This is a genomic window from Paraburkholderia monticola (assembly GCF_001580545.1).
Classification (GTDB): Bacteria; Pseudomonadota; Gammaproteobacteria; order Burkholderiales; family Burkholderiaceae; genus Paraburkholderia; species Paraburkholderia monticola.
The window spans coordinates 74,514-94,827 of the sequence record NZ_LRBG01000001.1 but is presented as its reverse complement, the minus strand read 5'-3'; the positions used below and the strand labels follow the sequence as shown (position 1 = coordinate 94,827).

The 20,314-nt window shown below is 65.4% G+C and carries 22 protein-coding genes and 1 tRNA gene; 11 read left to right on the top strand and 12 right to left on the bottom strand.

All coding sequences use genetic code 11. The features are described 5' to 3' along the window. The first annotated feature begins 20 nt into the window (after window positions 1–20). Window positions 21–554 (top strand): GNAT family N-acetyltransferase, encoded by a 534-nt coding sequence (locus CI15_RS00500; protein ID WP_062123111.1) that lies wholly within the window; start codon window positions 21–23, stop codon window positions 552–554. An 18-nt stretch (window positions 555–572) separates the two neighbouring features. On the opposite strand, the gene CI15_RS00495 is transcribed toward CI15_RS00500, so the two are convergent. Continuing rightward, the gene (locus tag CI15_RS00495; protein ID WP_062123108.1) at window positions 573–2,042 is read right to left on the bottom strand and encodes an oligosaccharide flippase family protein; all 1,470 of its coding nucleotides are present in this window, start codon (window positions 2,040–2,042) and stop codon (window positions 573–575) included. Between the two features lie 360 nt (window positions 2,043–2,402). Between CI15_RS00495 and CI15_RS00490 the strand changes: the two genes are divergently transcribed. The 4 genes from CI15_RS00490 (at window position 2,403) to CI15_RS00475 (ending at window position 8,264) form a co-directional block, all read left to right on the top strand. Next, window positions 2,403–4,265: an alpha/beta hydrolase family protein gene (locus tag CI15_RS00490; protein WP_062123106.1), complete on the top strand. Its 1,863-nt coding sequence runs from the start codon at window positions 2,403–2,405 to the stop codon at window positions 4,263–4,265. A gap of 39 nt (window positions 4,266–4,304) precedes the next feature. After that, on the top strand, window positions 4,305–5,885 hold the full coding sequence (locus tag CI15_RS00485; protein ID WP_062123103.1) for a mannose-1-phosphate guanylyltransferase/mannose-6-phosphate isomerase: 1,581 nt from the start codon (window positions 4,305–4,307) through the stop codon (window positions 5,883–5,885). A gap of 430 nt (window positions 5,886–6,315) precedes the next feature. Further along, on the top strand, window positions 6,316–7,035 hold the full coding sequence (locus CI15_RS00480; RefSeq protein ID WP_062123100.1) for a FadR/GntR family transcriptional regulator: 720 nt from the start codon (window positions 6,316–6,318) through the stop codon (window positions 7,033–7,035). 173 nt (window positions 7,036–7,208) lie between these two features. Beyond that, window positions 7,209–8,264: a Gfo/Idh/MocA family protein gene (locus tag CI15_RS00475; protein WP_062123098.1), complete on the top strand. Its 1,056-nt coding sequence runs from the start codon at window positions 7,209–7,211 to the stop codon at window positions 8,262–8,264. Window positions 8,265–8,286: 22 nt separating this feature from the next. On the opposite strand, the gene CI15_RS00470 is transcribed toward CI15_RS00475, so the two are convergent. The 7 genes from CI15_RS00470 to CI15_RS00440 form a co-directional block, all read right to left on the bottom strand. Continuing rightward, a complete protein-coding gene (locus CI15_RS00470; RefSeq protein WP_062123095.1) occupies window positions 8,287–8,946 on the bottom strand; it encodes an amino acid ABC transporter permease in 660 nt (219 codons plus the stop codon). Window positions 8,947–9,132: 186 nt separating this feature from the next. Beyond that, a complete protein-coding gene (locus tag CI15_RS00465; protein ID WP_062123092.1) occupies window positions 9,133–9,927 on the bottom strand; it encodes a cystine ABC transporter substrate-binding protein in 795 nt (264 codons plus the stop codon). A 97-nt stretch (window positions 9,928–10,024) separates the two neighbouring features. After that, complete coding sequence (locus CI15_RS00460) at window positions 10,025–11,014, bottom strand: quinone-dependent dihydroorotate dehydrogenase (RefSeq protein ID WP_241495783.1); 990 nt, start codon at window positions 11,012–11,014, stop codon at window positions 10,025–10,027. 159 nt (window positions 11,015–11,173) lie between these two features. Continuing rightward, on the bottom strand, window positions 11,174–12,031 hold the full coding sequence (locus CI15_RS00455) for an arginyltransferase (RefSeq protein WP_062123086.1): 858 nt from the start codon (window positions 12,029–12,031) through the stop codon (window positions 11,174–11,176). Window positions 12,032–12,132: 101 nt separating this feature from the next. Further along, complete coding sequence (gene aat / locus CI15_RS00450) at window positions 12,133–12,870, bottom strand: leucyl/phenylalanyl-tRNA--protein transferase (RefSeq protein WP_062123084.1); 738 nt, start codon at window positions 12,868–12,870, stop codon at window positions 12,133–12,135. 9 nt (window positions 12,871–12,879) lie between these two features. Then, the gene (locus CI15_RS00445; protein ID WP_035494591.1) at window positions 12,880–13,425 is read right to left on the bottom strand and encodes an NUDIX hydrolase; all 546 of its coding nucleotides are present in this window, start codon (window positions 13,423–13,425) and stop codon (window positions 12,880–12,882) included. A gap of 373 nt (window positions 13,426–13,798) precedes the next feature. Then, window positions 13,799–13,875 (bottom strand) — tRNA-Met (locus CI15_RS00440). Between the two features lie 215 nt (window positions 13,876–14,090). Between CI15_RS00440 and CI15_RS00435 the strand changes: the two genes are divergently transcribed. Together CI15_RS00435 and CI15_RS00430 are read left to right on the top strand one after the other, a co-directional pair. After that, window positions 14,091–14,588, top strand: a complete 498-nt coding sequence (locus tag CI15_RS00435) for a heme-degrading domain-containing protein (protein ID WP_062123081.1) — start codon at window positions 14,091–14,093, stop codon at window positions 14,586–14,588. 3 nt (window positions 14,589–14,591) lie between these two features. Then, window positions 14,592–14,930: a DMT family transporter gene (locus CI15_RS00430; protein WP_062123079.1), complete on the top strand. Its 339-nt coding sequence runs from the start codon at window positions 14,592–14,594 to the stop codon at window positions 14,928–14,930. A gap of 27 nt (window positions 14,931–14,957) precedes the next feature. Here the strand turns inward: CI15_RS00430 and CI15_RS00425 are convergent, their stop codons facing one another. Continuing rightward, window positions 14,958–15,347: a hypothetical protein gene (locus tag CI15_RS00425; protein WP_062123077.1), complete on the bottom strand. Its 390-nt coding sequence runs from the start codon at window positions 15,345–15,347 to the stop codon at window positions 14,958–14,960. Window positions 15,348–15,426: 79 nt separating this feature from the next. Next, the gene (locus tag CI15_RS00420) at window positions 15,427–15,618 is read right to left on the bottom strand and encodes a hypothetical protein (RefSeq protein ID WP_062123074.1); all 192 of its coding nucleotides are present in this window, start codon (window positions 15,616–15,618) and stop codon (window positions 15,427–15,429) included. A 226-nt stretch (window positions 15,619–15,844) separates the two neighbouring features. On the opposite strand from CI15_RS00420, the gene CI15_RS00415 reads away from it, so the two are divergent. Together CI15_RS00415 and CI15_RS00410 are read left to right on the top strand one after the other, a co-directional pair. Further along, a complete protein-coding gene (locus CI15_RS00415; RefSeq protein ID WP_062123071.1) occupies window positions 15,845–16,138 on the top strand; it encodes a hypothetical protein in 294 nt (97 codons plus the stop codon). A 198-nt stretch (window positions 16,139–16,336) separates the two neighbouring features. Next, window positions 16,337–16,621, top strand: coding sequence for a DUF1488 family protein (locus tag CI15_RS00410; RefSeq protein ID WP_062123069.1), 285 nt, complete (start codon window positions 16,337–16,339; stop codon window positions 16,619–16,621). Window positions 16,622–16,711: 90 nt separating this feature from the next. Here the strand turns inward: CI15_RS00410 and CI15_RS00405 are convergent, their stop codons facing one another. Further along, a complete protein-coding gene (locus CI15_RS00405) occupies window positions 16,712–17,686 on the bottom strand; it encodes an NAD-dependent epimerase/dehydratase family protein (protein ID WP_062123067.1) in 975 nt (324 codons plus the stop codon). Between the two features lie 145 nt (window positions 17,687–17,831). Here CI15_RS00405 and CI15_RS00400 point away from each other — a divergent pair, with 145 nt between their 5' ends. Both CI15_RS00400 and CI15_RS00395 read left to right on the top strand, forming a co-directional pair. Then, complete coding sequence (locus CI15_RS00400; RefSeq protein WP_062123065.1) at window positions 17,832–18,605, top strand: TetR/AcrR family transcriptional regulator; 774 nt, start codon at window positions 17,832–17,834, stop codon at window positions 18,603–18,605. Between the two features lie 46 nt (window positions 18,606–18,651). Continuing rightward, on the top strand, window positions 18,652–19,797 hold the full coding sequence (locus tag CI15_RS00395) for an enoyl-CoA hydratase/isomerase family protein (protein ID WP_062123058.1): 1,146 nt from the start codon (window positions 18,652–18,654) through the stop codon (window positions 19,795–19,797). Between the two features lie 74 nt (window positions 19,798–19,871). Here CI15_RS00395 and CI15_RS00390 read toward each other — a convergent pair whose 3' ends face one another. Then, window positions 19,872–20,297 carry a hypothetical protein gene (locus CI15_RS00390; RefSeq protein ID WP_062123054.1) on the bottom strand — a complete coding sequence of 142 codons (426 nt, stop codon included), beginning with the start codon at window positions 20,295–20,297 and terminating at the stop codon, window positions 19,872–19,874. Between the last annotated feature and the right edge of the window lie 17 nt (window positions 20,298–20,314).

Sequence of the window (20,314 nt, the reverse complement as noted above, 5' to 3'; positions counted from 1 at the left end):
TCCTGACCACCGGGGGCGTAATGAACTGGAAAACGCTGGAGTTCGATCAGCTATCTGCACGTGAGTTGTATGTCGTGCTGCGTGCGCGCAGCGCGGTATTCGTCGTCGAGCAGTCGCATGTGTGCCTCGACGCGGATGGTCGCGACGAGCAGGCCCTGCACGTGTTCGCGGTCGAGGACATGGCGCGGCCGATGCCGGTCCTCGCCTATGCGCGGGTGCAGCCCGGCGATTCCGAAGATCCGGAAGTCACCATCGACAAGGTGCTGACGAGCCCGCTGCGGCGCGGCGACGGCACGGCAGAGATGCTGATCGAGCGCGTGCTCGATGCGATCGCCGAACGCTGGCCGGGCCGTGCCACGCGCGTGAGCGCACCGCTCGAATTGCGTGGCTTCTATGAGCAATTCGGCTTTCGCAAGACGGAGGGGCCCTATCTCGAACACGGGGTGCCTTTCATCGGTCTCACGCGTCAGGTGCGTGGCGCTCAGGCGCGTTTCGGTCCGCGGCGCCGCGAGCGTGAGGGCGTATCGTTCGTCGATACGTTCGAGCTGTTGTGATGCCACGTGGGCGGGGGCTCAACCTCGCGCCTGACCGGACGACGGCACCAGACGCAGCCAGAGCTTATGGAGCGCGGCGCGCAGTTCGCTAGAGCCACGCAACGACATCCCGAAGTTCGCCGCGCTCAAGACGAGCGCGGCGACGATCGCCAGCAGCAACGAGTCGATCGAGTTCGCGAGCGCCAGCGCGACGAGCAGAAACGCCAGATGAGCGAGCATGTTGCGCACGATGGTCCATGCATGCAGCCGTGAGAACGCTAGCAATACTGAGTAATCGAACAGCGCCTTCAGCACGACGACGACCCCCGCGCCCATGATGCCGAACCAGTGGATGCCGCACCACAGCGCGCCGGCGAAGAACGGCAACTGCAGCCAGCTGATACTCGCCACCGCCACCGGATGGGTTTGCGCCTGCAACAGGCCGCCGAGGATCAGCGACTGGCCGCTGAGCCACACGCCGAGGATCAGCACGCTCGCGACCGGCGCCGAGGCGGCCAGTTGCGGGCCGAGCCACAGCAGCAGGAACGGTTTCAGGGCGAACAGCGCGCCGATCACGCACGGCGTGAATGCCCCATTGAGAAACGCGAGCGCGTTGTGCGCGAGCGCATTGGCATCCTCGCGCGAGGCCGCCGACAGACGCGGAAACAGCGTGCGCACGATCGCGATCGGCAGCAGGTTCAAGCGGGTGATCAGGTTTTGCGGCGTCGCGTAGTAAGTGACGTAGCGCGCGCCAAGCAGGCTGCCGACCAACACGCGGTCGAGCGTCGACGCAATCATGTTGGCGCCCGAGAACATCAGCAACCAGCGGCCCTGACGGAACAGCCCGATCATCAGGTGCCATTGCGGCATTCGCAGGTGGCGAATGCCGAGCGAGCGAATCGCGGCCACGCCGAGCATCGCTGCGCCGATGAAGCGCGCGAGCACGGCGGCCGGAATCACGACCGCCAGCGAAGGAGAGAAGCAGAAGATGGCCGCGATCGGCAGCAACTGGAACAGCGCGGTGCCGAGCGTCTGATTGATGTTGTAGCTCGCGAAGCGCTCGACGCCGACGATCGCGCCCGCGAATACCCAGGTGACGTTCGCGATCGGCACGGCCACTGCGATCCACGGCAGGCTCGCCATCACTTCGCGCTGGAACGTCGGCTCGATTTTGACGCCGTACGTGATGTAGACGATGGTGCCGACATAGATCAGCGCTCCGCCGATGATGCCGGTGCCGAGATTCATGAAGCACGCGCTCCAGAAAATCGGCTCGATCGAATCGTCGTTGGCCGCGCGCGCCTTGGCGATCTGGTTTTCCGTCGCCAGACTGGTGCCCAGATCGAGCACGCTGAAGTAGCCGATCAACGCCCACACCAGGTTGATCACCCCGTAGCGTTCGGCACCCAGCAGATGAATGTAGGCGGGCACCGTCACGAGCGAAACGAAGGTCGGCGCGACGGCGCCGACAAAGTTGATGAAGATGTTCCTGACGATGCTTCGTTCCATGTTCCAGTGTCCGGCCGGGGAGGGGCGAGCAAATCGGGTGATTTTGCGCGTCGGCGCTGTTGCAGGGGCAGAGGTATCTGCGCGAGGACATGGGCGGCGGCATCAACGCGCCGCAGGTCTTACATCTTGCCCTGGGGGGCCGCGTGACTGTGTGGGTGGCCGTACAGATAGGGTCGATCAAGACGGAGTTAAATATTAAAAGTCATTACAAGGGCGTGCTGCACTGCATCTAAGCCCATTAGCCAATACACACAAGCCGCGGACTGAATCGTAGTCCAGAACAATGCGGCAGGACGCACATACGGGCGAGAACACCAGGACTGTAATAATCGAAAGGAAAAAACTCGTAAGGAGTGGACCGTGAGACCCATCGTCTTCGACGGCAAATTCGGCTGGTTGCATTCAGCCAACGGCCATGATGGCGTTGTGATGTGTTCCCCGTTTGGTTTTGACTCTCTGTGCACCTATCGCGGCATGCGCCGGCTCGCCGAGCACCTTGCCGCGCGCGGCATGCCGGTGCTGCGCTTCGACTATCCGGCCACCGGCGATTCAGCCGGCGATCCGACCGACCTCGGCCTGTGGCGCGCGTGGATCGATAGCGTCAAGCAGGCGGTCGCGCAGTTGCGCGCGATGACCGGCGTCAAGCGTGTCAGCGTCTGCGGTCTGCGGCTTGGTGGCATGCTCGCCGCGCTGGCCGCGCAGGAACTCGGTGACGTGCACGGTCTCGTGCTGATGGCGCCGGTGCTGTCGGGCAAGAACTACCAGCGCGAATTGCGCGCGCACTACCGGCAATGGCTGAAGTTGCCGGAGGCGATGGATTGCGTGGTCGAGCCCGATACCGGTGAATTCACCGAAGCCTATGGTTTCCGCATGTATCGCGACACGCTCGATGGTCTGCGCCCGGTCGATCTGTTGCGAGACACGACGCGGCCGGCCGCGCGCGTGCTGCTGCTCGATTCGCTCGACCCCGCGCGCGTCGATGCGCTGGCCGCCCATTACACGGAACACGGCGTCGAGGTGGAGCGTCAATCGTTCAACGAATACGGCCGCTTCATGATGGAGGCGCTTCAGAGCGAAATTCCGCACGCCGCGTTCGAGTCGATCGAGAACTGGCTCGTGGCGGGCACGGGTCAACCTCCGCGAACCGCGAAGCCGGTACCACAGCGAGGCGAAGAACCGGCGGGCGGCCATTATGTCGCTCCGCGGTTGCACGAAACGCCGGTGTGGATCAACGACGGCACGGTGTTCGGCATCTACTGCCGACCCGACGGCGCCGCGGCGGCGAGCGCGCCGGCGGTGCTGCTGCTCAATACCGGCGCGGTGTCGCGAATCGGCAATGGGCACTTCGCCGTGCGTTTCGCGCGGCGCCTCGCGCGTCAGGGGATCGCGTCGCTGCGCATCGACGTGGGTGGCGTCGGCGACAGCATGCCGTCGTGCGATACGGTCAGCCTCGACGCGCTGTACTCGAAGTCGTGCGCGGCCGATGCCGCTTGCGCGTCGCGCTGGCTCGCCGCGCGCGGCCATGCGGGCGCGGTGCTGCTCGGCATCTGCTCGGGCGGGTACGCCGGTCTGCATGCGGCGACGCGCGAACCCTCGGTAGTGGGCGCGGTCATCGTCAACGTGCAGAAGTTCCGATGGCATAACGTCTGTGACGAACACGGCAAGCCGATGATCCCGGTGTCCGCGTTCGGTTCGACGCGCAACTACATGCGCTCGATGAAACAGCCGGGTAAATGGCTGCGCGTGTTCAAGGGCGAGACGGGCGGCTGGGGCGTCGTGCGCGAGCTGGTGGTGCGAGCGCTCGCGCGCAGCGGTGCAACGCTGGCGGACCGGATCGAGCAACTGTGCGGCATCGAGATCGGCACGCGCGAGGAGCGGCATCTGTTCGCCGAGCTCGATGCGCGAGGCGTTGACACGCATCTGGTGTTCGGCGTGCTGGACGAGGGCGTCGAGGAGCTCGAGCGCTACTTCGGCGCGCGCGGCACGCGGCTCGCGCGCTTCACGCGCATTCACGTGGCCTTCTGCAAGCACACCGATCACGGGATCGTGTCGTCGGTCGCGCAGGAGAACATCATGTCCTACGTCGAGAACGTCTGTCGCGGCGGCTTCACGAAGCTGCGTCACCACGAGAGCGCGGCGCACGACGGCGAACTCCACAGACCGCACCCGGAGCATGACGAACATCGCAGCGCACGCGCGTTGCGTCCGTTCGGAGAGGCATAGCGCGCGTCCAGGGCCTGGACCACACAGGATCGGATAAAAATGAATCAGATAGTAGAGCCAGGTAATCCGCTAGCACCGCACACCGGGTCCACCGTCGCGCTTCACGAGCTGAGCGTGCAACCGGTGATTCTCGCGGGCGGCTCCGGTACGCGGCTGTGGCCGCTGTCGCGCGAACGCAATCCGAAGCAGCTGATCGGGCTGATGGGCGACGAATCGTTGCTCGAAGCGACGCTGCGCCGGCTCGACGACGCGTTCGACTCGGCCGCGCACGACGCGGCGCGCACCAGGCCCCCCGCTGTACCGTTGGTGGTGTGCTGCGAGGAGTTACGACTGCCCACGCTCGAGCGCGTCGAGCAGTACCGCAAGCCGGTGCGCATGCTGCTCGAACCGGTGGCACGCAACACCGCGCCGGCGCTGACCGTCGCGGCGCTCGCCGCGCGCGCGTCGGCCGCGGCCGGAGACGATCCGATCCTCGTCGCGCTGCCCGCCGATCATCTGATTTCCGATCACGCGGCGTTCGGCGCGGCGCTCAACGAGGCGCTCGCGCATGCTTCGCGCGGCGCGATCGTCACGCTCGGCGTGCCGCCGCAGCGCGCGGCGACCGGTTATGGCTATATCCGCACCGCCGCGGCCGTGGGCAACCAGGGCGCGCGGGCGATCGAGCGCTTCGTCGAGAAGCCCGATGCCGAGCTGGCCGAGCGCTACTTCGCATCGGGCGAGTACTGGTGGAACAGCGGCATGTTCGTGGTGCGCGCGTCGGTGTGGCTCGATGCGATCGGTCTGTGCAGTCCGCTGATCGCGGCGGCCTGCCAGGACGCGTTCGCGGGCGCGAGCATCGACGCCGCCGGCGCACTGCATCTCGCGCGCGACGCGTTCGCCGCCTGTCCGGCCGACTCGGTCGACTACGCGGTGATGGAGCGCATCGGACACGACGCGCGACTCGCCGGCGTGACGGTGCCGCTCGAGGCGGGCTGGTCGGAGGTCGGCGCGTGGGACTCGGTGTGGGACGCCTCGAGCAAGGACGGCGACGGCAACGTCGCGCGCGGCCGCGTGGTGTTCGACGGTTCACGCAACAGCTTCGCGCATTCGGACGGCCGGCTCGTCGCATGCGTCGGCGTGAGCGGGATGGTGGTGGTCGAGACCGCCGACGCCGTGCTGGTCGCCGCGAAGGATCGCGTGCAGGACGTGAAGGCGATCGTCGGACGGTTGAAGGCGCAGCGCGACAGCGAGGCCGACGAGCATCGCAAGGTCGGGCGGCCGTGGGGCTTTTATGATTCGCTCGATCGCGGCGAGCGCTTTCAGGTGAAGCACGTCGTCGTGAAGCCGGGCGGGCGGCTGTCGTTGCAGATGCATCATCATCGCGCCGAGCACTGGATCGTGGTACGCGGCACCGCGCTCGTCACGCGAGGCGACGAGCGCTTCCTGCTGTCGGAGAATCAGTCGACCTTCATTGCGCTCGGCGTCACGCATCGGCTCGAAAATCCGGGCAAGACGCCGCTGGAGATCATCGAGGTGCAGTCGGGCGGCTATCTCGGCGAAGACGACATCGTGCGCTTCGACGATCAATATGGCCGCGACGAGGGGAGCGCCGACGCGCGCCACGGCAGTTCAGACCGATAAGCCCTGCGATCAGGCGGCGCGCCGCGATCGTCATTCGACGAGCGGCGCTTGCACCACGTGCCGGGACGCTTCGCGACCCGCCTCCATTCCTTGCGTCTGATGCCAGATTTGTTCGCTTGAGCACGCAGGCGTCTGACCACGTCCGTGCAAATCAGACAATTTCGTCTCGCAACGTGCGTATTCGCACTAAATAAACCCCACAACACAGGCACGCTTCGACAAGCAAGCTTTGGAGCCTGGCGAAACAGACCGCGTTACACGAACGAAACAAATCTTCAGAGGGATAACCCTGTCAGGAAGTGTCCCAACTGGCGCATCCGTTTCGAAGCTAGCAACGTATCGGATAACGATCCGATTTGCATAAAAACGATACGTTCGGGCCTTTCAATTAACAGGCTACGCGGGGTCAACACCGCTTCGGGGATATCTCATGGAACAGGCAAACAAGGATCGCTCGCTGGTGAGCAAAGTCATGGATGGGCTCGTCAGCGGCATCGTCGAGGAGAAGTACGGCGCGATACTGCCGCCGCAGGATGTGCTGTCGAAGGAATTCGACGTGAGCCGCACCGTGATGCGCGAGGCGCTATCGATGCTGCTCGCGCGCGACATGCTCGACGTGCGGCCGAAGATCGGCACGCGCATCCGGCCGATGAGCGACTGGCGCATGATCGACGAGGACGTCGTCAACTGGCGTTTTCGCGCCAAGCCCGATCCGATGTTTCTGCGTGACGTCATCGAGTTCCGCATCCTGATCGAACCGCGCGCCTCGGCGCAGGCGGCCGCGCGCGGCAGCGCCGCCGATGTCGCGGCGATTCGCGAGGCGTTCGAGGCGTTTCGCGTGATCCGTCCGGGCGAGGCCGGTTATCAGGAAGCCGACGAACTGTTCCATACCCGCATCGTGATCGCGAGCGGCAATCAATTCTTCAAGCAGATGGCGGCGATCATTCGCGGCGCGCTGTCGACCGTCAATCCGATCGTGCGCGACCGGGACGGGTTGTGGGAGAACGCGATCGCGTCGCATCAGCGCGTCGTCGAGGCGATCGAGCGGCGCGATCCGAAGGAGGCCGAGATCGCCTCGCTCGCGATGATCGATTACAGCGCCGAGGAGATCGGCGGCCGGTTTTCCGCGGAGCCGCCGGCGCGGGTGTGAGCGCGGCATCCCGGTATCGGTGAGCGTCCGCCCGCGAGGGCGGCGGGGCGGCTGTCGAAGGTCGGTACGCGGCAAGCGTGCCGCGCGGTTCGTGGTGGCCAGGTTCGCCGCATGCATGTTCGGCATGCGCGACAATAGCGGCTCTTCGAACCGCATGGACCTTTGCACAGACGATGACAGATACGAAAGCGGCACCGCAGGCAGCCACCGTCCAACCGACCCCACCGACCCAACAGGCAGCGAAGCACATCCCCTCATCGCGCGAGATCCGCTGGGGGATCGTCGGCACTGGCCGGATTGCGCGCCGCTTCGCACAAGGGCTGGGCCACGTACCGCATGCGCGGCTCGCCGCGCTGTGGTCGCGTCGCGTGGAGCCGGCGCAGGCGTTCGCCGACGAATTCGGCGGGACCGTGTGCGAGAGTTTCGACGCGCTGCTCGCGAGCGGTATCGACGCGCTGTACATCGCGACGCTCCAGGACAGCCACGCCGACTACGCGATCGCCGCGTTGCAAGCCGGCCTGCACGTGCTGTGCGAAAAACCCGCCTGCATCAATCTTCCGCAACTCGAACGCGTGCTCGCGGTCGCGCGCGCTTCGCAACGGCTGTTCATGGAAGCGATGAAGCCGCCGTTCTATCCGCTCTACAGAAAGTTGCGCGAGCAACTCGCGGCCGCGCCGATCGGCGAGGTGGGCCTCGTGCGCGCGGGCTGCTCGGTGCCGGCCGTGCCGGCCGATCATCCGTCGCTGTCGTTTGAGCATGCGGGCGGCGCGTTGCTCGATATCGGCATCTACGAGATGTTTCTCGCAGTGGACTGGCTCGGCGCCCCCCGCGACGTGCAGACCTTCGGCCGGCTCGGCACGACCGGCGTCGATACGTTCGCGAGTCTGAACAGCCAGCACGAAGGCGGCGGCATCGCGCAGCTATTCTGCGGGCTCGATCTGCATGGCAAGGGCGATGCGCTGCTGATGGCCAAAGGCGGTCACGTGACGCTGCACGAACCGTGGTGGAATCCGTCGCGCGCGACGATCCGTTATGCGGACGGTCGCGTCGTCGAACTCGATGAGCCGTTCGAAGGTGGGGGATTGAACTACGAGACCGCGCACTTCTGCGAGCTGATTCGCGCGGGTCGGCTGGAGAGTCCGCTGATGCCGCACGACACCTCGCGCCAGATGATCGCGATGGCCGACGCGGCGCGCGCGGCGCTCGGTCTCAGGTTTGCCGGAGAGTGAGCTGAATGACGGGGGGTAGCGCTCAGTGCCGCGTCGGCAGCGACAGACGCCGCTCGTACCAGCGCTGCGCCCATTCGAGCACCTGGCACAGCACCCAGTACACGGCCGCGGCCGCGAGATAGAGCGGCAGCGGCTGATAGGTCGACGCGATCATCTCCTGCGCGCTGCGCAGCAGCTCGGTCACCGTGATCACCGAGACGAGAGAGGTGTCCTTGATCAGGCTGATCAGGCTGTTCGACAGGCTCGGCACCGCGATGCGCAGCGCCTGCGGCGCGATAACGTAGCGCAGCGTCTGACGTCGCGACAGGCCGAGGCTGTACGCGGCGAGCCACTGACCCTGGTGGATGCCCAGAATCGCGCCGCGCATGCTCTCCGACAGATACGCGGCAACGTTCGCCGACAATGCGATCACGCCGGCCGGCGTCGGATCGAGCGAAATGCCGAAGCTCGGCAGACCGTAGTAAATCACGAAGATCTGCACGAGCAGCGGGGTGCCGCGCATCACGCTCACATAGACGCGCGCGATCCAGTTCAGCGCACGGTTGTGGCTGATGCCCATCAGCGCGAGCACGGCGCCGCCGATCAGGCCGAAGATCATCGACAGGATCGCGAACTTGATCGTCAGCAAGGCGCCCTGTATGAGCACCGGCAGCGATTGGAGCAGCAGGGAAGTGATGGACATGGGCGGTGTTCTTATTGGCGCAGAAAGCGCACATCATAAACTTTGGCGCGCGATCAGGCGCGGTTCGCGCGATGCGGCTTGGGGTATACCTGACGCGCGGTGCGAGGCGAATGTCGACGGCGTGCCGCAAAAAAGCGAAGGGCGGCATCGCATCACGATGCCGCCCTTCGCTTCACTCCAAGCGTGTTACTTGATCGGCTTGCTCACGTCGATGCCGAACCACTTCTCCGAGATCTTCGTGAAGGTGCCGTCGGCTTCGAGCTGGGTCATCGCGTCGTCGATCGCTTTCGCGAACTCCGGGTTGCCCTTTTTGAACGGAATGCCCGACGGGTTGCCCGGGCCGACGTTCGCGCCGGTGCGCAGCGGCAGGTTCGAGTTCTTCAGCAGGTACGCGAGCATCAGGCGGTCGTTCAACGCCGCGTCGAGCCGGCCGGCGGCCAGATCACGCAGGTATTCGGGCGCGCCCGGGTAGGTCTTCACGTCGATGCCGGGGACCGCCTTGGCCATGTCCATGTAGTTCGTGCCGAGACCGACGCCGAGCTTCTTGCCTTTCAGCTCTTCGAGCGTGGTGAACTGGCGGGTGTCGTCCTTGCGCTGGATCAGCTGCGCGGCCGAGTACGTGTACGCCGGCGAGAAGTCGAGCGTCTGCTTGCGCGCGTCGGTGATGCCGACCTGATTGACGATCACGTCGAACTTGCCCGCCTGCAGACCGGCGATGATGCCGCTCCACTCGGTCGTGACGAACTCCGGCTTCACGCCGAGCTTGGCCGCGACCGCCTTGGCGATGTCGACGTCATAGCCGACCAGCTCGCCCGACGGCGCTTTCGAGTTGAACGGCGGGAAGGTACCTTCGAGACCGATGCGCAGCGTGCCGCGCTGCTTGACCTGGTCGAGCAGGTCGGCCGCGTGCGCGGTGACGGCGGTCAGCGACGCGCCGATCAGCGCGGTGGCGAGGAGCTTCTTCAGCAGGCCAAATTTCATCGTGTTCCTTTATACGTCTGGCGTTTTGACGGTCGAGAGCATAACAAACGGGACTATCGCAACCTAAATATCGTTTGTTTATGTCTATATGCGCGAGTCACGCGGATCCCTGGCGCAGTGCCTGCGCGCATTCGGCGACGAGCGCCGGACCGCGGTAGATGAAACCAGTATAAAGCTGCACCAGTGACGCCCCGGCCGCGAGCTTCGCGCGCGCATCGTCGCCCGAGAAGATGCCGCCGACGCCGATGATCGGCACCGTCTCGCCGACTTCGGCGCGCAGCTTGCGGATCACCTCGTTCGACGCGTCGAACACCGGCTTGCCCGACAGGCCGCCGGCTTCGTCGCCGTGCTGCATGCCGGTGACGGCGGTGCGCGAGAGCGTCGTGTTGGTCGCGATCACGCCTTCGAAGCGGTGCCGCAGCAAGGTGTCCGCGATCGATTTGATCTGCTCGTCGTCGAGGTCAGGCGCGATCTTCAGCGCGAGCGGCACGAGCTTGCCGTGCATGTCGGCGAGCCGTTGCTGCTTGTCCTTCAGCGCGGCGAGCAGGGCGTCGAGTTCGTCGGCGCCTTGCAGCTGACGCAGGTTCTTCGTATTCGGCGACGAAATGTTGACCGTCACGTAGCTCGCGAACGGGTACACGCGTTCGAGGCAGTACAGGTAGTCTTCGGCGGCGCGCTCGATCGGCGTGTCGGCGTTCTTGCCGATGTTCAGGCCGAGGATGCCGCGATAGCGCGCGGCCTGCACGTTCTTCACGAACTGGTCGACGCCGGCGTTGTTGAAGCCCATCCGGTTGATCACCGCGTTCGCCTGCGGCAGGCGGAACATGCGCGGGCGCGGATTGCCCGGCTGCGCGCGCGGCGTCACGGTGCCCACTTCGATGAAGCCGAAGCCGAGTGCCGCCAGACCGTCGATGCAGGCGCCGTCCTTATCGAGACCCGCCGCGAGTCCGACCGGGTTGCGGAACGTCAGGCCCATCACGGTGCGCGGCGAATCCGGCACGCGCGCCGCGAGCGCGCCGGCGAGGCCGGTGCGGCCGGCGGCGCCGAGCATGCGCAAGGTCAGATGGTGAGCGTCTTCCGCGTCCATGCGAAAGAGTTGGGCGCGAATGAGCGGATAAAGGGAACTGAGCACGGGATGAGGCCGGACGGCCGGAAAAATGGGAACCCGCTATTTTACCGGCTTTGGGCTTCGATGAGACTGCCAGGGCTTGGCTGGCGACAGCCGCGACCCGACGCCAGGTATCGACTACGGCCGCAGCGGTCCGCGTCGCCCATGCATGGCGAAATCGACGGGCGGCAACTCGATGCTGGCCGGATCGAGCACGCGCCATTCGCCATCGATCAAACCTTCGAGCGGCCGGAAATTCGCCTTGTACGCCATTTTCGGGCTTTCGCGAATCCAGTAGCCGAGATACACGTAGGGCAGGTTCAGACTGCGCGCCTGCTCGATCTGCCACAAGATGTTATAGGTGCCGAAGCTCGCGTGCGGCAGATCCGGCTCGAAGAACGTGTACACCGAGGACAATCCATCGCCGAGAATGTCGATCATGCTGATCATGCGCAGCGCGCCCTGCGGGTCGGGGCGTGTGTCTAGCCGCCCATCGGGTCGCATTTCGGGTCGCTTCGGCGACGGCTCGCGAAACTCGACGAGCCGCGAGTTGATCCGGCTTTGCAACAGGAACTGCTCGTACTGGTCGCGGCTGTCGCGATCCATGCCGCCGCCCGCGTGGCGCGCCGACTGGTAGCGCATATACAGCGCGTAATGTTCCTCGTCGTAGTGCAGCGGTGCCACGGTCGCGATCAGATCGCCGTGCTTTTTCCAGACCCGCCGCTGCGTGCGGTTCGGCTGGAAACGCTCGACCGGCACGCGCACCGGCACACACGCGCGGCAGCCGTCGCAATACGGGCGGTACGTGAACACGCCCGAGCGCCGGAAGCCCGCCTTGACGAGGTCCGTGTAGACGTCCGAATTGATCAGGTGACTGGGGGTGGCGACCTGCGAGCGCGCGATGCGGCCGTCCAGGTAACTGCAGGGATAGGGCGCCGTTGCATAAAATTGCAGCGCGGAAAGCGGAGAAAGAGGCAGCTCGTTGGGATGAGTCACGTTGGCAGCTCTCGAAGCGTCTCTGTATTGCAAATCCGGCGCACCTGGCGGTTGATGCCGCGATTCGATTGGCGGCGGACCCGGATTCGGCCTGATTTTTCCTACGCCGCTCGCGTGACGATTTCGAGCAGGGCGGTCTTGTCGAACCGCCACGGGATCGCCGGTGCGCCGACAGACGCGCGGACATGCGCGACGAACGCCTTGCGCGCTATCTCGCGGCCGCCGAGCGACGCCAGATGTGACGTATTCTGCTGGCAGTCTATCATTTCTATTTCGTGACGTCGCAAGTGGCCGACCAGCGCGGCCAGCGCCATTTTCGAGCCGTCGGTGACGTCGGTGTACATCGATTCGCCGAAGAACATCCGCCCGAGCGACACACCATACAAACCGCCTACGCGCCTGCCCTCGAACCATGTTTCGATGCTGTGCGCGTTACCGAGGCGGTGTAGCGAGGAGTAGGCTTCGACGACGTCGGCGGTGATCCATGTGCCGCGCTGGCCGCGTCGCGGCGCTTGTGCGCAGGCGCGCATCACCGCGGCAAAGTCCTGATCGACGCGGATTTCCCACGCGTCGTCGCGCAACACGCGCTTGAGCGTTTTGCGCAGCGACGGCGACAGCTTGAACTCGGCCGGGCGCAGGATCATGCGCGGATCGGGACTCCACCACAACACCGGCTGGCCGTCCGAATACCACGGGAAAATGCCGCGCTGGTAAGCGTCGATGAGGCGCGAGGGCAACAGATCGCCGCTTGCCGCGAGCAGACCCGGCGCGCCGCTCGCGGCGCCGAGCGCGCGTTCGACGGGCGGAAACGGATCGTCAGCGCCGAGCCAGGGAACCATGCGCGCCGCTCAACCTTCGCGCAGCGAGCGGAAGATGTCGCCGGTATGCAGGCCGAAACTGCCGGCCGCGCGGTCGGCGAAAAAAAAGCGCAGCGTCTGGCCGACGGTCGGGAACGCGATCTCGTCCCACGGAATCTCGTGCTCCTCGAAGAGCTTGACTTCGAGGCTTTCCTCGCCGGCGGCGACATCGAGATCGAGCAGTCGCGCCATGTAGAACAGATGCACCTGATGCACGTGCGGCACGTTCAGCAGCGAAAACAGGTTCTGCACCTCGACGCGCGCGCCGGCTTCCTCGAGCGTTTCGCGCGAAGCCGCCTCGGCCGTCGTCTCTCCCATTTCCATGAAGCCGGCCGGCAGGGTCCAGTAACCATAGCGTGGTTCGATCGCGCGACGGCACAGCAGCACCTTGTCGTCCCACACGGGAACGGTGCCGACCACGTTACGCGGATTCTGATAATGCACGGTGCCGCAACTGCCGCATACGAAGCGCTCGCGATTGTCGCCCGGCGGAATGCTCAGACTGACGCCGTGGCCGCAGACAGAACAGAATTTCATTGGAAGGGGGACGAGAAAGGGTGATAGGAGTTTATCACCGGGGCGGGGGATTACTGAGGCGCCTCCGGAGGCTGCGCGATAAGACGTTCAATGCGGCGAGCGCCGTCGCGTCTGACATTGCTTGACAGTGGCCTTTCGGATCCGCTGATAGCATCGGTGCTGATAGTTGCGATGGAAGCCCCTGCATCCACTGCAATCATCTTTCTCTCTTGTACATTGCCTCGTAGTCTTGGCGCGTCATTCACCTGACGCGTTTTTTTTCGTTTGAGGCTGGCGTGAGTATGCGGTTGCCCCTGGAGTGCAGGTATTCGAGGCGACAAAAACAAAAAAGGGTTACACGCCAATGCGTTGTAACCCTTCAATGATTTCGTTTTGGTTGCGGGGGTAGGATTTGAACCTACGACCTTCGGGTTATGAGCCCGACGAGCTGCCAGACTGCTCCACCCCGCGTCCGTCGAAGAAAAGATTATAGACCAACCAGACGGCCCGCGCAATAGTGATGTAAGAATTGGCTTCATTAGTTTCGCGCGAGCGCGCGACGTCGCTGATCGGAACGGCTGCGCAAAGCCGCGCGCGGATGCTGCGCTAGAATTCAGATTCCCTCCTTGGCTCGCCGGATCTTCATGACGGCGGGCCCTCCGACTCTCCGCTCCGTTCTGAACTCCATGGATATCGCTCACGATCTGCAGGTCATCGCCATTCAGGAAAAGACCCTCGTGTTTCCCCGCTTCGATGCCGACCGCGCCTGGCAAGTCGGCGCGTATCTGCACGAGGTCGCGAAAGCGCGCGGCATTGCCGCCGCGATCGACGTGCGCACGTTCGGCCAGCCGCTCTTTTTCAGCCTGCTCGATGGCGCGACGCCGGACAATGTCGACTGGGCGCGCCGCAAGGGCAACACCGTCGCGCATTTTCGTCGCAGCTCGTACGCGATCGGTCTGAAGATGCAACTCGCGGGCGCGACGCTAGCCGACAAGCACGGCCTGCCGGCCACCGAGTACGCATCGCACGGCGGCGCCTTCCCGCTGACGGTGGAAGGCGCGGGCGTGATCGGTTCGATCACCGTGTCCGGTCTGCCGCAGCGCGCCGATCACGAACTGGTGGTCGAAGCGCTGTGCGCGCATCTCGGGCACGACTACGGCAAGCTCGCGCTCGCGAAGAGTTGACCGATGCGCGTACCCCCGTATGCGCTGCTCGCGCTCGCGATCGTCGCCGAGGTGATCGCCACTTCCGCGCTGCGGGCGGCGGACGGTTTTTCGCGCTGGCTGCCGTCGACGGTCGTCGTGCTCGGCTACGGCATCGCGTTCTATTGCCTGTCGCTGACGCTCAGGAGCATTCCGGTCGGCATCGTCTACGCGGTCTGGTCCGGCGCGGGCATCGTGCTGATCACGCTGGTCGCCTTGGTGCTGTACCGGCAGGTACCGGATGTGCCGGCCATCATCGGGCTTGGACTGATCGTCGCCGGCGTCGCTGTATTGAATCTTTTCTCGAAGATGCAGGCACATTGAGCGTCTGCGCAACGCGCGACGATCGGCTTACTTGCAGCGCACGATCATCGAGCGGTTTTTCACGTTCGCCGACACCACGTTCGTGACGCTGCCGCCAGCGGCGCCGCCTTCGTCGTTGTCCTTCGACACGATGTCGTAACCGGTCGCGCCGCAGGCCTTGCCCGCTTGCACGTAGCACGAGGCCCAGCTCGAGCCGGCGTCGGCGCCGCTGCAGTTGACCGCGAAGCCTGTCTGGCCGTTCGGCAGATTGATCAGCGTGGTCGTGTTCGACGACGCGCAGCCACCCAGTCCCACGGCGAGCAGCAACACGGCGGGCAACGCGGCCGGCAGCGACACCCGACGCACGAGGGCAAGCGCGGCGCTGGATCGAGGGCGTTGGAATCGGCCGGCGCGCCGCGGTTGCGTCGTGAATTGCATCGTGTTGTGTCCTTTCATTCAGATAGAGGGGGCTGCCGGAGAGGGAGCCGGCACCTACGTCGATGGCGCGCGCCGCGTGTCAGGGCGCTTCGACCGTAATGCCCGCTGCGCTGACGAGCCGCCGGGCTTGCGCGCCTTCTTCCGTGGCCGCGTCCTCCCAGATGCTGATCGCTTTCGGGATGTCGATGCCATGACTTTCGGCGTACGCAAACCAGCGGTTCGCCGCATCCGGCTCGGGCAGTTCGTGATTCTGTAGAAAATATTTTCCCATATTGCGCTCACTGGTCTCGAAAAGGCGTCGTAACAGGCGCGGATTGGACAGCACGGAACATGCCATCACGGAGGTTCGACCGGCCTGCGCGGCAGAAGTGCGGGACGACGCAGGCGCGGTGCTCTCGCTCGTCTCGCGGGCAGAACTTATCGCGCGGCGGCGCGCCTTATCTTCATGGCGCCGTCGCGACTGGCGGCAGCTCACCCACCGCAAGAGGAGAACGAAGATGGCTGAACGGGTCAGTGGCCCTTATCGCGGCTATTACATCAGCGCCAGCGCACGTCTCGTGCCGGTTGGCAGCGCGTCAGGCGCTCCGCAGGACGCCGACGCGCACCCTCATGAGGGTGGTACTTACGTCGGCTCGGTCAGTCTCGCCGAACTGGGTCCGGACGATCCCCATCGGATGGAAACGCTGCTGGAACTCGGCGACCGGGAACGCTTCGGCAGCGAAGAAGAGGCGCTCGCGTTCGTCGAACAGGCGGCGCGCGACTACGTCGATCGATTGCTGGATGGGCAGTGAGCGTGGCGGCGAAGCGCGGGCAAAAGGTTGGCCGAAGTGCTCGCCAAGGCGGCGCGCGACGCCCTGAATCAGCCGCCCACGCACGCTGGACCGCAATCCGGCGGCGCGAGTACCATAGCGGGACCCGCGAGGATGGGCGGCGCTGTGCTGCCGTCCGCGTGTGCCACCGTCCCGCCGCCACCTTCTGACGAGGCGAACATGGAAATCCGTTTTTCCGCCGACGCGCCTGCTTACCGCGACTCCAACCTGACCGTCGTCTTTTCCGCGCTGGTGGACGGTGAGCCGGTGCCGTGCGCGATCTCGGTCGAAGCGCTCGAGGATCATTTCGGCGCGTACAGCGAGGATCTCGAAGGCTGGCTGCGCGCGTTCGATGCGGGTCGGCCGCGTATCGAGGCCGTCGCGCGCGAACATCTGCAGATCAGCAACGGCACGCCGGTGCTGCTCAAGAGCGGCCACTTTCCGCCGGGGCAAATGGCGGGTTAGGCGCATCCGCCGTCAGACCATCGGCGCGAGCGGCCGGGCGCTCGTCCAGCGGGTCGGTCAATCTGCCTACGCATCGCCAACGATTTGCCGCTAATTCACACTGCGCGCCGCCACCGCTTCGCGTGCCGCTTCGAAACTCCGCCTGATCCCTTCCTGATATGACGTCTTCCTGAGCGGCCCGATCAACGTCGCGAGCGCCGAGTCGTCGAGCACGACCGGCTCGGTCATCAGATAGTTCATCTCGACGAGTTCGCGCATCAGCGGATTGAAGAGCCCGAGCACGCGCAGCATGCCCTTGCCGGCCACCATCAGCTTCGGCTCGCGGCCTGCGAGCGCGTAGGCCTCGCGCGCCACTTCGCGCTGCGTGATCGTACCGGCGCCCGCGAGATGCCACCAGCGGCCATAGGCCTCGGGCGTGCGCGTGAGTCGTTCGACCACCGGTCCGACGTCGGGCAGATAGATGAATTCGTGTGGCACGTCGATGGGCCCGATCAGCTGTGCGCGCCTCGCCGTCGCGGCGCCGACGAACACATCGTGCAGCAGGCTGCGCTCGACGCCCGGTCCGTAAAAATCGGGCAGCCGCAATACCAGCGTTTCGAGACCGTGTCGGCCATGCGCGGCCAACACGAGCTTTTCCTGCTCGAGCCGCATGCGGCCCTTGAACGTGTGCGGCTCGCGCGGATGATCTTCGCGGATCGGGTTGCCGCGCGCGCGGCCATATGGATAGACGGTGCCGATCAGAATGAAGCGTTCGACGCCTGCCGCCGTCACGCCGGCCAGCGTTTTCTCCATCAACGGCGGATGCTGGGCGAACTGGTCGTAGGGCACGCCGACGAGGTAGATCACGGTCTGCAGACCGGCGGCCGCGGCCAGGATCGACGCGGGATCGTCGGGATTCCAGGTGACGATTTCAGCATGCGGGTCCTGGCCGAAGCTCCGTTGCAGCGCATCCCGCGAGCGGCCGACCACCCGGTAGTCGCGGCCCGCCGCGCCAAGCGCCGCCGCGATGCTTTGACCTGCCGCGCCCGCGGCACCGAACAGACCGACCTTTCCTGTGACTTCCATGACGACTCCCTGGATGGCGCCGCGACGTCGTCGCGCGACCTCGTGGCATCGAAATTTGAGTGATGAAAATTTACTGAACATCGTTCAGTAAACGGTGTTCAGTTTAATTTGACTTTTCAGTTTGTCAACCTGAAAATTGCCAGTCATGGGAATCGCTGAAAGAAAACACCGCCAGAAGCAGGCGCTGCGCGAACGCATCCTCGATGCCGCGCGGCGCATCGTCGTGCGCGAGGGCTTCGACGCGCTATCGATGCGCAAGATCGCCGACGCGATCGAATATTCGCCCGCCACGTTGTATCTGCATTTCGCGAGTCGTGACGACATCGCGCGGGCTTTGTGCGCCGAGGGTTACGCGCAGTTGCTCGCGACCTTCGTGCCGCTCGTGCAGATCGCCGATCCCGCCGAACGGCTGAAGGCGCTCGGACGCGCGTACGTTGCGTTTGGCGTCGAGCATCCGGAGACGTATCGGCTGATTTTCATGGAGGATCCGAGCTATACCGGCGCGGCGCTGGGTGGCGATGCAACCGCGAACCCCCAGACCGGTGATTCGAGCCAGGCGCCGGGCCAGACAGGCGACGACCCCGGCGACGCCGCGTTGCACATCATGATCGACGCGCTCGACGAGTTGCGCGCCGCGGGGCGTCTGTCGGCGTCGGTTGCCTCGGTGGAGCCGGCGGTCTGGGCCGAGGCGTTGTGGGCGAATCTGCATGGCATCGTCGCGCTGAATCTGACGTGCCCGGTGTTTCCGAGCGCGCCGCTCGACACGCTCGTCGGGCTGACGCTCGACGCCTGGCTCGGCGCGCCGCAATCCGTGGCGGCGGACGCATCAACGGGCGCCGTCGCGCGTGGCAAAGAGGCCGCCGATTCCACGCGGCCGACGCCCGCGCCCGCCGGCAAGCGAAAAGCCGGCAGCGCGTGATAACGTTCAGTTCCACCTGATACCGCGCCGCCGCGCCCCGTTCTCCATGCCCACGTCCGTCTCGCCCGCCACTAGCGACGAAATCGCGACCCACGTCGCCAACCGCATTGGTTTCATCGAACTGGAGCGGCCGAAAGCGCTGAACGCGCTGTCGACCACCATGATCCGCGCGATCCACGCGGCGCTCGACCAGTGGCGCGAGGACCCCGAGGTGCTGGCCGTCGTCGTGCGCAGCCGGCACGCGCGTGCGTTCTGCGCGGGCGGCGACATCCGCTTCATGTACGAGGCGGCGCAACGCGGTGACCAGCCGGCGCGCGACACGTTCTTCGGCGAGGAATACCGCCTCAATCACGCGATCTTCACGTACCCGAAGCCGTATATCGCATTGATGAACGGCATCGTGATGGGCGGCGGCATGGGTATTTCGCAGGGCGCGCATCGCACCGGCGGCCTGCGCGTCGTCACGCAATCGACGCAGATGGCGATGCCCGAAACACGCATCGGCCTTTTTCCCGACGTTGGCGCGGGCTGGTTTCTCGCGCGCACACCCGGCGCGATCGGCCGCTACCTGGCGGTGACCGGCGCGACGATCGGCGCGGCCGACGCGCTATATGCAGGCCTCGCCGATGCCTATATCGACGACGAGGCGTTGCCAGCGCTCATCGATACGTTGTGCCGGGAACCGTTCGAGAGCGATGCGGATGTGCTTGCCTGCATCGAGCGCGAGACACGCGCGTTTCAGGTCGCGCCGCGGCCCGAGGAGAGCGCGCTTGCGAAGGCACGCACGCTGATCGACCGGCATTTCGCGCAACCGGACGTCGCGCGGATCCTCGCTTCGCTCGAACGGGAGCGTGAGTGCGGCGACGATGCGGCGGAGTGGGCCGAGCAGACGATCGCGGTGCTGCGCGAGCGCTCGCCGCTGTCGATGGGGGTTTCGCTCGAAGTGGTCACGCGCGCGGAAGGGTCGATGGCCGACGTGCTGCGCACCGATCTCGATCTGACGCGCTCGAGCTTTCTGCTCGGCGACACGGTGGAAGGCATTCGCGCGCGCATCATCGACAAGGACAACGCGCCGCGCTGGCGCTTCGCGCGCATCGAGGACGTCAAGCCGGCCGATGTGGAGAAGATGTTCGAGAGCCCGTGGCCGGCGAACGAGCATCCGTTGCGCGATCTGCGCGATCTGCGCGGGTAAGCGCCCGCAAAACGCGCCGCGGCCGATCCCGCCCGCGTGAATCTACGCGCTGCGCGAAGTCACGCGCACCGCGCTTATTCCTCTTCCTCGCTCGCCATGAACGCGCGCATGAACACGAGCGCGCCCCAACCCCACATCGCGTTCGCCGCGAAACCGACCGTGAGACGCGGCAGCATGTTGCCGCTCGGCCAGATGCCGCGCAGCGGATCGACGACGAACACGCTCGCCGCCGTCAGCACGATGCCGCCGAACACGAAGGCGGGTAGCCACGGCGCGTGCCGATGCGGCGCGACGCGCAGCAGCCAGGCCATCAGCACGGCCCAGCACGCGCTCCAGATCGCATTCGCGATGAATTCAGGCAGACCAAGGGGCAAGAAAGGTGCGGTCGAAAAACCGCTGGGTTCGATCATGCCGGCGGCGTGCATCAGTCCCAGCGTCGATTCGCGAAAGAACAGGGAAGCCAGAAAACCGGCGACAAACGGCAGAATAATTTTATGCATGCATTGCACCGGCAACG

What these genes read in the sequence shown, in the direction of transcription:
- CI15_RS00500 (WP_062123111.1), top strand. Translation starts at nt 21, where the DNA reads ATGAACTGGAAAACGCTGGAGTTCGATCAGCTATCTGCACGTGAGTTG.
- CI15_RS00495 (WP_062123108.1), bottom strand. Translation starts at nt 2,042, where the DNA reads ATGGAACGAAGCATCGTCAGGAACATCTTCATCAACTTTGTCGGCGCC.
- CI15_RS00485 (WP_062123103.1), top strand. Translation starts at nt 4,305, where the DNA reads ATGAATCAGATAGTAGAGCCAGGTAATCCGCTAGCACCGCACACCGGG.
- CI15_RS00480 (WP_062123100.1), top strand. Translation starts at nt 6,316, where the DNA reads ATGGAACAGGCAAACAAGGATCGCTCGCTGGTGAGCAAAGTCATGGAT.
- CI15_RS00475 (WP_062123098.1), top strand. Translation starts at nt 7,209, where the DNA reads ATGACAGATACGAAAGCGGCACCGCAGGCAGCCACCGTCCAACCGACC.
- CI15_RS00470 (WP_062123095.1), bottom strand. Translation starts at nt 8,946, where the DNA reads ATGTCCATCACTTCCCTGCTGCTCCAATCGCTGCCGGTGCTCATACAG.
- CI15_RS00465 (WP_062123092.1), bottom strand. Translation starts at nt 9,927, where the DNA reads ATGAAATTTGGCCTGCTGAAGAAGCTCCTCGCCACCGCGCTGATCGGC.
- CI15_RS00460 (WP_241495783.1), bottom strand. Translation starts at nt 11,014, where the DNA reads ATGGACGCGGAAGACGCTCACCATCTGACCTTGCGCATGCTCGGCGCC.
- aat (WP_062123084.1), bottom strand. Translation starts at nt 12,870, where the DNA reads ATGGTTCCCTGGCTCGGCGCTGACGATCCGTTTCCGCCCGTCGAACGC.
- CI15_RS00445 (WP_035494591.1), bottom strand. Translation starts at nt 13,425, where the DNA reads ATGAAATTCTGTTCTGTCTGCGGCCACGGCGTCAGTCTGAGCATTCCG.
- CI15_RS00435 (WP_062123081.1), top strand. Translation starts at nt 14,091, where the DNA reads ATGGATATCGCTCACGATCTGCAGGTCATCGCCATTCAGGAAAAGACC.
- CI15_RS00430 (WP_062123079.1), top strand. Translation starts at nt 14,592, where the DNA reads ATGCGCGTACCCCCGTATGCGCTGCTCGCGCTCGCGATCGTCGCCGAG.
- CI15_RS00425 (WP_062123077.1), bottom strand. Translation starts at nt 15,347, where the DNA reads ATGCAATTCACGACGCAACCGCGGCGCGCCGGCCGATTCCAACGCCCT.
- CI15_RS00420 (WP_062123074.1), bottom strand. Translation starts at nt 15,618, where the DNA reads ATGGGAAAATATTTTCTACAGAATCACGAACTGCCCGAGCCGGATGCG.
- CI15_RS00415 (WP_062123071.1), top strand. Translation starts at nt 15,845, where the DNA reads ATGGCTGAACGGGTCAGTGGCCCTTATCGCGGCTATTACATCAGCGCC.
- CI15_RS00410 (WP_062123069.1), top strand. Translation starts at nt 16,337, where the DNA reads ATGGAAATCCGTTTTTCCGCCGACGCGCCTGCTTACCGCGACTCCAAC.
- CI15_RS00405 (WP_062123067.1), bottom strand. Translation starts at nt 17,686, where the DNA reads ATGGAAGTCACAGGAAAGGTCGGTCTGTTCGGTGCCGCGGGCGCGGCA.
- CI15_RS00400 (WP_062123065.1), top strand. Translation starts at nt 17,832, where the DNA reads ATGGGAATCGCTGAAAGAAAACACCGCCAGAAGCAGGCGCTGCGCGAA.
- CI15_RS00395 (WP_062123058.1), top strand. Translation starts at nt 18,652, where the DNA reads ATGCCCACGTCCGTCTCGCCCGCCACTAGCGACGAAATCGCGACCCAC.
- CI15_RS00390 (WP_062123054.1), bottom strand. Translation starts at nt 20,297, where the DNA reads ATGCATAAAATTATTCTGCCGTTTGTCGCCGGTTTTCTGGCTTCCCTG.